Source organism: Arthrobacter sp. SAFR-179 (assembly GCF_059414945.1).
The window spans coordinates 215,290-229,330 of the sequence record NZ_JBPFDM010000003.1 but is presented as its reverse complement, the minus strand read 5'-3'; the positions used below and the strand labels follow the sequence as shown (position 1 = coordinate 229,330).

The 14,041-nt window shown below is 66.5% G+C and carries 8 protein-coding genes; 5 read left to right on the top strand and 3 right to left on the bottom strand.

From position 1 onward, the window contains the following. Positions 1–85 precede the first annotated feature (85 nt). The 3 genes from ACR65K_RS07935 to ACR65K_RS07925 form a co-directional block, all read right to left on the bottom strand. Positions 86–1,771 (bottom strand): DUF885 domain-containing protein, encoded by a 1,686-nt coding sequence (locus ACR65K_RS07935; protein ID WP_440152122.1) that lies wholly within the window; start codon positions 1,769–1,771, stop codon positions 86–88. A 95-nt stretch (positions 1,772–1,866) separates the two neighbouring features. Next, on the bottom strand, positions 1,867–2,118 hold the full coding sequence (locus ACR65K_RS07930; RefSeq protein ID WP_235010545.1) for an acyl-CoA carboxylase subunit epsilon: 252 nt from the start codon (positions 2,116–2,118) through the stop codon (positions 1,867–1,869). Next, positions 2,115–3,698 carry an acyl-CoA carboxylase subunit beta gene (locus ACR65K_RS07925; RefSeq protein ID WP_440152120.1) on the bottom strand — a complete coding sequence of 528 codons (1,584 nt, stop codon included), beginning with the start codon at positions 3,696–3,698 and terminating at the stop codon, positions 2,115–2,117. Before ACR65K_RS07925 ends, ACR65K_RS07930 begins: the two co-directional genes overlap by 4 nt. A gap of 215 nt (positions 3,699–3,913) precedes the next feature. On the opposite strand from ACR65K_RS07925, the gene ACR65K_RS07920 reads away from it, so the two are divergent. The 5 genes from ACR65K_RS07920 to ACR65K_RS07900 all read left to right on the top strand — a co-directional run bounded on the left by ACR65K_RS07920 (position 3,914) and on the right by ACR65K_RS07900 (position 13,930). Then, positions 3,914–4,801, top strand: coding sequence for an SDR family oxidoreductase (locus tag ACR65K_RS07920; RefSeq protein WP_440152118.1), 888 nt, complete (start codon positions 3,914–3,916; stop codon positions 4,799–4,801). A gap of 98 nt (positions 4,802–4,899) precedes the next feature. Continuing rightward, positions 4,900–5,808, top strand: a complete 909-nt coding sequence (locus tag ACR65K_RS07915; RefSeq protein WP_440152117.1) for a biotin--[acetyl-CoA-carboxylase] ligase — start codon at positions 4,900–4,902, stop codon at positions 5,806–5,808. After that, entirely contained in the window at positions 5,801–6,412 is a 612-nt protein-coding gene (locus tag ACR65K_RS07910; protein ID WP_440152115.1) for a PH domain-containing protein, read from the top strand. The genes ACR65K_RS07915 and ACR65K_RS07910 overlap by 8 nt, the downstream gene beginning before the upstream one ends. Next, positions 6,402–7,613: an adenylate/guanylate cyclase domain-containing protein gene (locus tag ACR65K_RS07905; RefSeq protein ID WP_440152114.1), complete on the top strand. Its 1,212-nt coding sequence runs from the start codon at positions 6,402–6,404 to the stop codon at positions 7,611–7,613. Before ACR65K_RS07910 ends, ACR65K_RS07905 begins: the two co-directional genes overlap by 11 nt. A 143-nt stretch (positions 7,614–7,756) precedes the next feature. Next, positions 7,757–13,930, top strand: coding sequence for an Ig-like domain-containing protein (locus ACR65K_RS07900; RefSeq protein ID WP_440152113.1), 6,174 nt, complete (start codon positions 7,757–7,759; stop codon positions 13,928–13,930). Positions 13,931–14,041: the final 111 nt, after the last annotated feature.

The window sequence follows — 14,041 nt, the reverse complement described above, 5'->3', positions numbered from 1 at the left end:
AGCACAGCGCAATTTAGTAAGCAAGCTTATTGATCGCTCTGGGTACTGTCCACCAAAGGGGGCGGGACCCCGGCCACGTCGTGGGTCAGGTCAAGAGCGCCCGGCGGAGGGTATCCAGTCCTACGGAACCGATGTTGAGGGCCTTGGTGTGGAACTCCTTGAGGTCGAACCCGGGCCGGGCTTCGAGTTCGGCGCGGATCTGTTCCCAGAGGCGCTGGCCCACTTTGTAGGAGGGTGCCTGGCCGGGCCAGCCGAGGTAACGGGTGAACTCGAAGTTGAGCTGGCCTTCGCTGATGGGGAGGTTTTCCTTGAGGAAGGCGTAGCCCTTGTCGGCGGTCCAGGTGCCGGTTCCCCAGCGCGGGGGCATCTCGAGTTCGAGGTGCACGCCGATGTCGAAGACCACGCGGGCGGCACGCATGCGCTGCATGTCCAGCATGCCCATGTGGTCGCCGGGATCGTTGAGGTAGCCCAGTTCCTGCATGAGCTTCTCTGCGTAGAGTGCCCAGCCTTCGCCGTGGCCCGAGGTCCAGCACACGTTCCGGCGCCATTTGTTCAGCAGTTCCCGGCGGTAGGTTGCGGTGGCCACCTGGAGGTGGTGGCCGGGAACGCCCTCGTGGTAGACGGTGGTGGTTTCGGCCCAGGTGGTGAAGGTGTCCTCGCCGGCGGGCACGGACCACCACATCCGGCCGGGGCGGCTGAAGTCGTCGGACGGGCCGGTGTAGTAGATGCCGCCCTCGTCGGTGGGGGCGATCCGGCATTCGAGTTTCTTCATGATGTCGGGGATGTCGAAGTGCACCCCGGCAAGTTCGGCAACGGCTTTGTCGGAAAGGTCCTGCATCCATGCGCGAAGCGCCTCGGTGCCTTTGAGCTGGCGTGCCGGATCGTTGTTGAGGATCTCCTTGGCCTCGGCGATCGTGGCGCCTGCCTTGATGCTGCCGGCAACGCGTTCCTGTTCGGCGATGAGCCGGTCCAGTTCCTGGACACCCCACGCGTACGTTTCTTCCAGGTCCACTTCCGCACCCAGGAAGGACCGGGAAGCCAGCGCGTAGCGTGCCCTGCCCACGGCGTCCTTCTCGGGCGCGGCGGGCAGCAGTTCGGTACGCAGGAATTCCGCCAGCCGGGTGTAGGCACCCCGGGCTGCGTCAGCGCCGGCGTCGAGCTTTTCCTGCAGCGCAGCGGGAAGCGGCCCGCCGGCGGTGGCGGCCTCCGCGGCGAGCTTGGCGAAGAAGCCGTCCGGAGCGGCGTACCTGGCCACCTGCTCGATGACGATCCGCACCTGGCGGGCGGCGGCCACCCTGCCGGAGTCCCTGGCCATGCGCAGGGAGTCCGTGTAGCCGCTGATCGCCGCGGGTACGTTGTGGGCGCGCCCGGCGATATGCTCCCAGTCCTGTTCGGTGTCCGTGGGCATGAGGTCAAAGATGGCCCTGATGTCCTGGGCGGGGGAGGCGATGTTGTTCAGGTCCGCGTATTCCCAGCCGGAGGCGTGGATCAGCAGTTGGAGGCCCAGCCGTTCCCGCATGGCGTCCAGGGTGACGGCGTCCACGTCGTCTTCCGGTTCCAGGCCCTCCAGTGCAGCCAGGGCTTCCCGTGCCGCCTCGGCGAACCCGGCGATGCCGGCAGGGGAGAAGTCCTGGTACTCCGTCTCATGTCCGGGCAGGCCAAGGGTGGTGGCGAACGTCGGGTTGAGCCTGATCAGGGTGTCCGTGTAGTTGTCCGCGACGGCGTCGATCCGGGTATGCGGGCGCGCGGCGGGTGCAGTGTCTGTAGTCACATCACGAGACTAATCGCCCGGACCGTGTGAAAGCTTGGGCCCACGCCGCCGAGGGACCCAAGTCGAGCGAAGCGAGATTTGGGAGGCGGTGGGGATCAGCCGCGGCTTCGTTTCCAGGCGCCCGGTCCCGGCGTTGGGTCCAGCTTGAGCTGCTGCCGGCGCACCCAGTGCCGCACCGACGGTTTGTCTGCGCGTGCCGGTTCTGCACCGCCGAGGGAAAGCACGACGGCGGTCAGCGCGGCGAGTTCCTCGGCGTTCGGTTGTCCCTTGACAACAGAGAGCAGGGGAGCGGCCTGGGCTTCGGAAGTTTCAACGGCCCCCGCCTCGGGATCGTGTGCGGCGGTCACAGGGGGATGTTCCCATGCTTCTTGGCGGGGAGGCTGGCGCGCTTGTCGCGGAGGGCCCGCAGTCCCTTGATGATCTGGAGGCGCGTGTCGGAGGGGGCGATGACAGCGTCCACGTAACCCAGCTCGGCTGCCTGGTAGGGGTTGAGGAGTTCTTCCTCGTACTGGCGGATTACTTCGGCGCGGCGCGCCTCAACGTCCCCGCCGTCCTGCGCGACGGCGGCCAGGTCGCGCCGGTAGAGGATGTTCACCGCGCCCTGCGCGCCCATGACGCCGATCTGGGCGGTGGGCCATGCGAGGTTCAGGTCGGCGCCGAGCTTCTTGGAGCCCATCACGATGTAAGCGCCGCCGTAGGCCTTGCGGGTGATGACGGTGAGCTTGGGGACGGTTGCCTCGGCGTAGGCGTAGAGGAGCTTGGCGCCGCGGCGGATGATGCCTTGGAACTCCTGGTCCTTGCCGGGGAGGAATCCGGGGACGTCCACCAGGGTGATGATGGGGATGTTGAACGCGTCGCAGTGCCGCACGAACCGGGCGGCCTTCTCCGACGCGGCGATGTCCAGGGTGCCGGCGAACTGCAAGGGCTGGTTGGCCACGATGCCCACGGTGTGGCCCTCCACCCGGCCATAGCCGATCATCACGTTGGGGGCGTAGAGGGCCTGCATCTCCAGGAAGTGCCCGTCGTCCACGATCTGTTCGACGACGGCGCGCATGTCGTAGGGCTGGTTGGCCGAATCCGGGACCAGCGTGTCCAGGGCGAGATCGTCGTCGTCGACCTCCAACTCCTGCTGGTGCCCCAGCACCGGTGCTTCGGAAAGGTTGTTGGAGGGCAGGAAGTCCAGCAATTCGCGTACGAACTCGATGGCATCGGTTTCATCCGAGGCCAGGTAGGCGGAGGTTCCGGTGGTGGCGTTGTGCTGCCGGGCGCCGCCCAGGGTTTCCATGTCCACGTCTTCGCCCGTGACCGTCTTGATGACGTCGGGGCCGGTAATGAACATGTGCGAGGTCTTGTCCACCATCACCACGTAATCGGTGAGGGCGGGGGAGTAGGCGGCGCCGCCGGCGGACGGGCCCATGATCAGGGAGATCTGCGGCACCACGCCGCTGGCGTGGACGTTGTTGCGGAAGATGTCCGCGAACATGGCCAGGGAGGCCACACCTTCCTGGATGCGGGCGCCGCCGCCGTCCAGGATCCCGACGACGGGGCAGCCGTTGCGGAGGGCGAACTCCTGGACCTTGACGATTTTTTCGCCGTTGACCTGGCTCAGCGAGCCGCCGTAGACGGTGAAGTCCTGGCTGTAGACCGCCACCAGGCGGCCGTCGACAGTGCCGTAGCCGGAGACCAGGCCGTCACCCAGGGGCTTCTTCTTCTCCATGCCGAAGGCGGTGGAGCGGTGCACAGCGAGGGCGTCGAATTCAACAAATGAGTCTTCGTCCAGCAGCAGGGCAATGCGTTCGCGGGCCGTGTTCTTACCGCGTGCGTGCTGCTTTTCGATGGCTTCGGGGCCGGAGGGCTTTTCGGCGCGCGCCTGGCGGTCGCGGAAATCGGCAATCTTTCCCGCGGTCGTTGTCAGATCGTGGCTCATCAAGTGTCTCCGGCTCTGTAGCAGGTCAGTTCTGTTGGCTGGCGGCCTGTGTTGTCCGGAGCATTAAGTAGCATCCACACAAAAGACCAACCCTGCTGGCAAGTCTAGTGACGCTTTAGGCCCCCACAGCTGTAGGGAACCTACAATTTTCTGCGTTTCCACCAGCACCACTCCAATGTTACTCACCGGTAACTTAGTTGGGTTACAGTGTTCCCATGACTTCTAGCGATGATGCTGTGCATGCTCCTGAAAGCCCCTACCGGGCAGCAGGTTCCCTGGCGGGCAGGACCATCCTGATCTCCGGCGGCAGCCGCGGGATCGGGCTGGCCGTAGCCACGAGGGCGGCCCGGGACGGCGCCAATATCGTGCTCCTGGCCAAGACCGGCGAGCCACACCCCAAACTCGCCGGCACCGTGTTTACGGCGGCCGAGGAACTGGTGCAGGCGGGCGGCCAGGCGCTGCCGCTGGTGGGTGATGTGCGCCGGGATGAAGACGTGGCGGGCGCCGTGGCCGCAGCTGTTGAACGGTTCGGCGGCATCGACGTCGTCATCAACAATGCCTCCGCCATCGACCTCTCCACCACGGACGCCGTGGACATGAAAAAGTACGACCTGATGCAGGACATCAACGTCCGCGGCTCCTTCCTGTTGTCCAAACTGGCGCTCCCGGCATTGCGGAAATCGGAACAGGGGCACATCCTTACGCTGTCACCGCCGCTGAACCTCCACCCCTCCTGGGCGGGAAAGCACCTTGCCTACACCATGGCCAAATACGGGATGAGCCTGACCACCTTGGGGCTTGCGGAGGAACTGAAGGCTGACGGCATCAGGGTCAACTCACTGTGGCCATGCACCCTCATCGACACCGCCGCCATCCGGAACATGCCGCACGGCGAAACCATGGTGCTGGCCGCCCGCGGCCCGCAGATCATGGCGGACGCAGCGCACGCCATCCTCACCGGCGGCAACCTGTCCACCGGGAACCCGGCGTCGGGCAATTTCTACACCGACGAGCAGGTGCTGGCGGCAGCGGGAGTCAACGATTTCCGCCCCTACAGCCTGGGAGCCCCCGAAGACCAGCTGGTTCCCGACATCTTCCTTTAGCCGCATCTCCTGCCGTGACCGGACTGTCCAGTTCGTGCAGCGACGGGCTGGGCAGTGACCGGCTCGGTGGGACTGGCCGGGCTCGGTAGGATTTGGATATGGACGACGCACACGCACCGGGCACCCCCCTGAACCGAGGCGACCTGGCCGACCAGCGTTTCCTCGCTGCCACCGGAATACCGCGGATCGATGTCGTGGACTCCACCGGCTCCACCAATGCGGACCTCCTGCGCGGTGTCACCGTGGAACCGTCGGCATGGCCGGACCTCTCCGTGCTGACCGCCGAGTACCAGACCGCCGCCAGGGGACGGCTGGACAGGCGGTGGGAAGCTCCACCGCTGAGCTCGGTGTCAGTATCCGTGGTGCTGCGTCCAGTCAACGCCGAGGGGCGGCCCCTGCCCACGCAGAGCTACTCCTGGTTGTCCCTGATCGCAGCCCTGGCGCTGCGCGAAACCCTCCTGGAGACTGCCGGCGTCCCGGCCGAACTCAAGTGGCCCAACGACGTCCTGGTCCGCGGCAGGAAAATCGCCGGCATCCTGGCCCAGCTGGGCCCCATGGTCGACGGCAATGTGCCCCCGGTCATCCTGGGGACCGGCCTGAACGTCACCCTGCGCGAAAGCGAACTTCCGGTTCCCACCGCCACCTCCGTGGCCCTGGAAGGTGCCCGCACCACCGACCGCACGGCGCTGCTCAAGAGCTACCTGACCAACTTTGCTGTCCTGTACCGCAGTTTCTGCAACGCCGACGGCGACCCCGCGGCAGGAATGGCGGGTGGTCCGTCCCTGCACAAGAGGGTGGAAGCCGTGATGGTCACCTTGGGCAAGCAGGTGCGCGCGCAGCTGCCCGGCGACCACGAAATCATCGGACACGCGTCCCGCCTGGATGACTACGGCTCCCTGCTGGTGGTGGACCGTGACGCGCGGGAGCACGTGGTGACCGCCGGAGACGTGGTTCACCTGCGGCCCTGGACGGCGCCGGACGCGCCCAACCAAGGCGGTTATGCGTAAAACCCTCCTTCCCGGGGAGCAGGTCATCGTCACGACCCGCCCCCAGCCCAGGAAACTGGCCGGGGCAGCGGTGGCCTTCGTGCTGGCGCCGGCATTGGCGGCCTACGCAAGTGCCTGGATCATCCGCGGCGGGGCAACCCGTTTGGCGCCTGCCCTTGGCCGCCAGTGGACGCCGTGGCTTGTCACCGCATGTGTGGCCGCCGCCGCGGCCGTATGGCTGGCCTATTGCCTGCCCCGTCTCCTGCGCTGGCAGGGAACCCGATACACACTGACCAGCCAGCGCATCGTGGCCCGTTACGGACTCCTCAACAGGCGGGACCAGCAGGTGAACCTGGCATCGGTGCGTAACCTGACAGTCCACGAATCCCTGCCGCAGCGATTGGTGCGCTCGGGGAATATATCCTTGGAAGCCGGGTACCAGGGCGTGGTGATCTTTCGCGACGTGCCTGAGGTTGCCAGGTTCCGCGACTTTATCCTCGACGCCATCGGGGAACTGCCGGATGACAGCCCGGATTTCAGCGGGCCCCAGCCGGGTGGCGCGACGCATTACCCCGCCGGTGCTTTTCCGGAGGACATGAGAGAAGGTGGACGGGATGACCGATGAGGCCCAGCAGGAACGCGTTGACAGCATCGCCCCTGCCACTGCCGCCTTTGAACCAGCCGATGCATCCGCCGGGTTGAACCCTGGCGGCGGCGCGGCGCCCACACCGGACGCGGCCCCGGCCACGCCGGCTGTGGACCGGCACCCGCCCACCGGGGCCATGTCCGCCGAGCGGCTGGCCATGAAGGCCCTCGAAGCCCGCCTCCTGGGCGGGGAACGCAAGCTCCGCCGTCGTGAAGTTGCTGCCGGCGCGGGACTGTCCCTCCTCTCTGCCCGCAAACTCTGGCGTGCCCTTGGATTCCCGAATTTCGGCGACGAGGACGTCGCCTTCACCGAACGCGACCAGGCCGCCCTGTCCACTGTGGTGGATCTGGTCCGGGCCGGAAAGCTGACGGAAGAAGCTGCCATTTCGGTGACCCGCTCCATCGGACAAATGACGGACCGCATGGTGGTCTGGCAGATCGAAGCCCTGGTGGAGGACATGGTCCACGAGCAGGGCGTCACCGATGCCGTGGCCCGCAAACGCCTGGTCAACGAACTTCCCGCTTTGGTGGATGCCCTCGAAGAGGTCCTGGTGTACTCCTGGCGGCGTCAGCTCAACGCCGGGGTCCAGCGGCTGGCGGTGCGCGCCGAAGCCGGGCTGCAGGCCAGCGAGGAGGGCCGGGAAGGCGATGAGGACGACGCTCCGCTGCCCCTGGCCCGTGCGGTGGGTTTCGCGGACCTGGTCTCCTACACCAGCCTGTCCCGCCGGATGAACGAAAAGACCCTGGCCCGGCTGGTCCAGCGCTTCGAAAACAAGTGCGCCGAAATCATCTCTGTGGGCGGCGGCCGGCTGGTCAAGACCGTGGGCGACGAAGTCCTCTACATCGCCGAAACTCCGGCGGCCGGTGCCGAGATTTCCCTGGCGCTGGCCGAGGCCTTCACCGAGGACGAGATCCTTCCCGAAGCCCGGGTGGCCATGGTATGGGGCAGGATCCTCTCCCGGCTTGGCGACATTTACGGCCCCACGGTCAACCTGGCGGCCCGCCTGACCACCCTTGCCGACCCCGGCACTGTGTTGGTGGACTCGATGACCGCTTCCGCCCTGGAGCACGACGAGCGGTTCGTCATGATTCCCCAGGCCCCGGAAAACGTCCGCGGCTTCGGCGAAATCAACCCCGTCCGCCTCACCCGCGGCCGCGGCAAGGGCCTGGTCCTGGACTAGCAGACAGCCCACGCCTGGGCTGCCGCAGCCGGTCCGAACGAATTTGTCCACTTGTTGGTGTATAGCGGTATGGTTGTGGTGCCCGGGGTCCTGTGACCCCGGCTGCCGGCAAAGCGCCGAGATTATTTGGGGGATTTCCAGCCATGAACCGTCGCGGACAAGCGCGCCCTAAAAGTCCTGCCGCAGGCACGTCACGGGCCCGCGGATTTCTGCGCTCCCGCCGGCTCGCCGGTACTGCGTTTGGTGCTGTGGTGGCGGTGGTGGTGACTGGTGCTGTGTTGTATCCGGGGTTTAAGACCACTGAGGTGGAGTTGAATGACGGTGGCGTTTGGGTGGTGTCGAAGTCGAAGAATGCTGTGGGGCGGTTGAATTATCCTTCCCGGGTGCTTGATGGTGCGGTGACGCCGGCGTCGACGACGTTTGATGTCCTGCAGCATGCGGGCGAGGTGTTTGTTGATGATGAGACGGGTTCGACGTTGAACCAGGTGTCGCCGGCGAATATGCGTCTGGGTGGGGATAAGCAGTTGCCGGGGGCTGCTGATGTGAGTTTTGGGGCGCGGACGATTTCGGTGACGGATGCTGCGTCGGGGAAGGTGTGGGCGGTGTCGCCGTCCACGGTGAATGGTTTTGATAGGGAATCGTCGGAGCCCGTGTTGGTGGGTTCGGCGGGTCTTGTTTCGGCGGTCGGCTCTGATGACCGGATCTATTCGGCGGATCCGAAGACCGGTGTTGTATCGGTGACGGGGGTGGACGCGAACGGTGCGGTGGTGTCGTCGGAGTCGGAGACCTGGGATGGGTTGAAGGGTGCCGGGGATCTGCAGCTCACGGTGGTGGGGGATAAGCCGGTGGTGTTGGATGCTGCGGCGGGGAACCTGTTTTTGCCCGGTGGTAAGCGGTTGGCGTTGGAGGGGGCGCGGGATGCGAAGTTGCAGCAGGCGGGCCCGGGCAGTGATGTTGTTGCGGTGGCGACGCGGAAGGCGTTGTTGAAGCAGCCCCTTGATGGTTCCACGGCGAAGACGGTGGGGTTCGACGGCGAGGGTGTTCCGGCTGCGCCGGTGCAGTTGGGCGGGTGTGTGCATGCGGCGTGGTCGGGGGCGAACAAGTACGTCCGGGATTGTGTCAATGATGGGGACGATAAGAAGGTGGACGTGCCCAAGGCGAGTGCGTCGCCGTCGTATGTTTTCCGGGTGAACCGGGACCTGGTGGTCCTGAATGACGTGAACTCGGGCAATGTGTGGTTGGTGAACCAGAACATGCAGCTGGTCAACAACTGGGACGACGTCATCCCGCCGCAGCAGACCTCGGACGACGCCGACAAGGACTCAGCCGACGAAGTGCAGCAGACCGTCCTGCCGGACCGCACCAAACCCAACAGCGCCCCGGTGGCCAAACCGGACACCTTCGGCGTGCGCGCCGGCAAGACCACCATTCTCCCCATCCTGGACAACGACTCCGACCCCGACGGCGACGTCCTGACCGTGCGGGCGCCGGATCCGGTCCAGTCAGGCCTCATCGCACCCATCTACGGAGCCACGGGATTACAGGTCAGCGTTGGCGCCGACAAGAGCGGCGCCGAAACCTTCAAGTACACGGTCGATGACGGACGCGGCCTTTCCGCCTCCGCCGATGTCACACTTAACGTGGTCCCGCCGGGGGAGAACTCCGCTCCGCGGCAGAAACCGAACCGCAACACCACCCTGGTGGTGCAGGCGGGCAAGGCGGTCAGCCAGAATATCCTTCCAGACTGGACCGATCCCGACGGCGATGACCTCTTCGTGGTGGGCGCCACCGGCAGCGACCCCCGCGACCAGGTCCGCATCCGCCCCGACGGCCTGCTCAGCTTCCAGGACTCCGGGGCGGACCCGGGGCGGAAGACCGTGACGGTCACCGTCTCCGATGGACGGTCAACGGCAGAAGGCAAGGTCACCGTGGACGTGCGGGCGCCCGGAGCGCTGCCGCCGATCGCCAACGCCGACCACGTGGTGGCCGTCGCCGGGGTGGACACGGTGATCGCACCCCTGAAGAACGACTCGGACCCGCAGGGCGGCGCGCTGCGGCTTGCCCAGGTCACCCCGGACGGCAACTCCACCGCAACCATGGGTGCAGACCAGCAAACCTTCACGTTCAATTCCACCGCCGTGGGCGCGCACTACGTCACCTACCTGGCCACCAACGGGCCGGCCAGCGCACAGCAACTGGTGCGTGTCGACGTCGTGCCCGGCAGCGGCGACGGCGCACCCGTGGCAGTGCGCGACACAGCCCTGCTCCCCAGCGGCGGCAGCGTGCTGGTGGACGTCCTCGGCAACGACTCCGACCCCTCCGGCGGGGTGCTGGTGGTCCAGTCCGTGACCGCAGCGGACGGGCTGCCGCTCAGCGTCTCCGTGCTGGACCATTCCGTTGTGCGGATCACCGATGTCCGTGCGCAGGGCCAGGTCACGGTCAAATACACCATTTCCAACGGCAAGGCCTCGGCCACCGGCGAGATCGCCGTGCTGGTGGTCCCCGCGCCGGCGAAACTGCAGGCGCCCCAGGCTAAACCTGACGAGGCCACGGTGCGCGCCGGCGACGTGGTGACCATTCCGGTGCTGGCCAATGACACCGATCCGAGCGGCGGCAGGCTGACCCTTGAACCGGAACTGGCGCAAAAGCCGGACGCAGCAGATGGCCGGATCTTCACATCGGGCGGATCCATCCGGTTCATCGCAGGGGATGTGGCCAAGACGGTATACGCGATCTACAAGGTCACCAACGAATCCGGCCAATCCGATTCCCAGCAGGTGACCATCCGGATCCGCGCCCGGGATGACCAGCTCAACACCCGGCCAGAACCGAAGAACCTGACCGCCCGGGTCGTCGCAGGCATGACTGTGCGCATCCCCGTACCCCTGGATGGCATCGACACCGACGGTGACTCCGTCCAGCTGACAGGCGTGGACAAGGCTCCCGCCATGGGAACCGCTTTGCTCAGGGACGGCTACCTTGAGTTCACCGCCGCCGGCAACGCAGCTGGCACGGACACGTTCACCTACCGCGTCCGCGACCGCATCGGCGCTGAAAACACCGGCACCGTGATCGTCGGTATCGCCCCCGCGGAAGCCACCAACCAAAAACCGATTGCCGTTGACGACGCCGTCGATGTCCGGCCCGGCCGGAAGATCGCCGTCGACGCGCTCACCAACGATTCCGACCCCGACGGCGACCCCATCACCTTGGTGTCGAACGGCTTCGAAGCGCGTCCCGACCTCGCCGTCGAGGCAGTTGAGGGCGGGAAGGTCCTGCTCACGGCACCGGCTGCGGCAGGGAACGAAAGCGTCAGCTACAAGATCCAGGATGACAAAAAGGCCCAGGCCGGCGCCGTGATCCGGGTGAAGATCAGCCCTGACGCCGCGCTGAAGATCCCGGTTGCCAAGGACGACGTGGTCAGCCAGGCAGAAACGCTGGGCAAGTCCGCCGTCGATGTCCCTGTTCTCAAAAACGACGCCGATCCGGACGGCGTGGCCTCCGAGCTGAAGATCAGCCTGCCGGACGGCAACCCCAACGCCCGCGCCACCGGTGACGGCACCATCCGGGTCACGCTTGGGCCGGCGGACCAGCTGGTGCCGTACACCGTCACGGACGTTGACGGGCAAAGCGCGACGGCGGTCATCTGGGTTCCCGGGCAGGGTGCACAGCATCCCACGCTCGCCAGGACCGACGTCGTCGAAGTCATGGCAGGCAAGGACATCAACCTGGACCTTGCCGAGTACGTCCGTGTCCGGGAGGGCCGCACACCGCGCATCACGCAGGTGGACAAGGTCCGCGTCTTGGGTGCCGAGCCGGACAACGTGGTGGCCGGAAACGGTAACGCCCTGCGCTACGCTGCCCTCAAGGACTACGTGGGTCCCGGCTCGGTCACCTTCGAGGTAACCGATGGCGCGGGACCGGACGATCCCGCCGGTCTAAAGTCCACCCTGACCATCGTCACCAAGGTCATCCCGGACCCCAACGCCAACCACCCGCCCACTTTCAGTGGTGCCACGCTTGATGTGCCCACGGGTGAATCCGCCAGCCTGGAGCTGGGAAACCTGGCCAAGGACGTGGATTCCGGCGACCACGACAAGCTCAAGTTCGAACTCGATGGTGCTTTGCCGGACGGCTTCAAGGCCACTCTGGACAACGCCTCCTTGAAGGTGACGCCGGATTCCGCGAAGGCCGCGGGTTGGAGGGGCAGCATTCCGCTCAAGGTCACCGATGGCCGCTCCGAACCCGTCCGGGCCACCGTCACCGCAACAGTGGTCGCTTCCAACCGCCCGCTGCCCGCGGCCAGCGAAGACGTGGTGGACAAGGCCAACGCCGGCAAGACTGAAACCATCAACGTCCTGGGCAACGACTTCAACCCATTCCCGGAGACCCCGCTGCGGATCACCTCCGCCATCGTGGAAACGGGCTCCGCCGCCGGGCAGCCTGCCGTCTCCGGCGACTCGATCACCGTCACTCCCGCCAACGGATTCAAGGGCGTGATGGTGGTGCGGTACACCATCATGGACAAGACAGAAGACGTGTCCCGGCAGACGGACGGGCGGGTCCGGATCACTGTCCGGGACCGGCCCGACGCGCCCTCGGCGCCCACAGCCACGGATGTACGCAGCCGGACGGCGGTGCTTAAATGGGCACCCCCGTCGGACAACGGCGCCCCCATCACCAAGTACACCGTCCGCTCAGCCAACGGGTTCAGCCAGGACTGCGCCACCACCACCTGCACGCTCACCGGCCTGACCAACGACGTCAAATACGTCTTCACCGTCACCGCCACCAACGAGGTCAACGAATCCGATTCTTCGCCCTCGTCCAACGAGATCCGCCCGGACGAGAAGCCCTCACCGCCGGATGCCCCTGCCGTCAAGGCCGGGGACAAAACCATGGAGATCTCCTGGCCTGCTGCCAGGACAGAGGGCTCCCCGGTCAAGAACTACAACCTCGAGATCTCGCCGCCGCCCGCGAACGGGGCAGCGGTCAAGAACGGCGTGACGGGGCTGAGCTACACCTGGACCGGGCTGACCAACGGCGTCCGATACAAGGTACGCGCCCAGGCCGTCAACGAACTCGGGCCCTCCGACTGGGGCCTCTACTCCGCCGAGGACAACCCTGCCGGCGTCCCCGCCGCTCCGGGAGCACCGACGTCGTCCGTTGCGTCCGCCGTAGGAACCACCAACCAGCTCAAGGTGGACTGGAACGAGCCGAACATCAACGGCGACGCCATCAGGAACTACTACGTGACCATGAGCGGCGGAGGCGGGGCGGACCAGACCCAGGTCGTGGCGGGAACCGTCCGGACCGCCAACTTCACCGCCAACAACTCGGAGGCCTCGTATACCTTCACGGTCCAGGCGGAGAACAAGGCCGGCAAGGGGGCGGTCAGTGCGCCGTCGGCTCCGCGCCGTGCCACGGGCAAGCTCGCCCAAGTCTCGGGCGTGAGTGCAGCGGAAGCCAACACCGGGGGCGCCGGACGCTCCGTCACCATCAACTTCCGCGAGCTCAGCGCCGCCGAACGCAACGGCTCAACATACGCTGAGGTCAGTTACACCTTCCGTGCCAGCACGGGTCAAACGGGTCCCATCAGGCCCGGGCAGACCGTGGGCGGCTTCACCAACGGCGACGCCACCGCCATCACCGTGATAGCGAACTCCGCCGTCGCACCCAGCTCGGACGCCAGCGCCGCGGCCACCGCCAACCCTTATGGTGCACCCGGAACGCCGTCCGCGTCCGGCACGGACGGGGCCGAAAACCAAAAGAACCTGACCCTGAACTGGGCGTCCCCGCCTGCCGGAAGCCATGACATCGCCTACACCCAGATCCGGATCGACGGCGGAGGCTGGGAACGGGTAGCAGCTTCCGGCAGCCGGACCATCAACACCGGCGGCTTCAGCGAGCGGCATTCCATCGACGTCCAGACCGTCAACTCGCGCGGGACCGGCGGCCCCATCGCCTCGGCATCCGCACAGTCCGGCGCGGCCAAGACCCGCTGGACTACCCGGCTTGGTTCCGGGATGGACCGCAGCTGCACCGACCTGCCGGGTGCCACGTCCTACGACCCGGCAAGAAATACCTGCGACGGCCAAGGCGGCTACGACCGGCCCTGGATGTCGCACCTGGACACCTTCGACGTCATGTGTTGGAAACCGCATGGCACCACGTACAGCGGGGACGGCCAGTGGTACTACATCATGCGCGGCTCGCCGAACGCCACGCGCTGGATCCAGTCGCTGCACACCTCCATCGGTTCGCCCGCCCAGAGCGGCGTGCCGCTGTGCACCTTCCCGGTCGGGGCAACGCCATGAGCGGCCCATGCCCGCCCGTGGGGAGCGCTCCCCATCGCGGGGGTTGCGCCGGTTCGGTAGGCTTGCGCCGGGGAAAAGAGAGCCTTGTCCCGGTCTCTGACACGGCTGCCG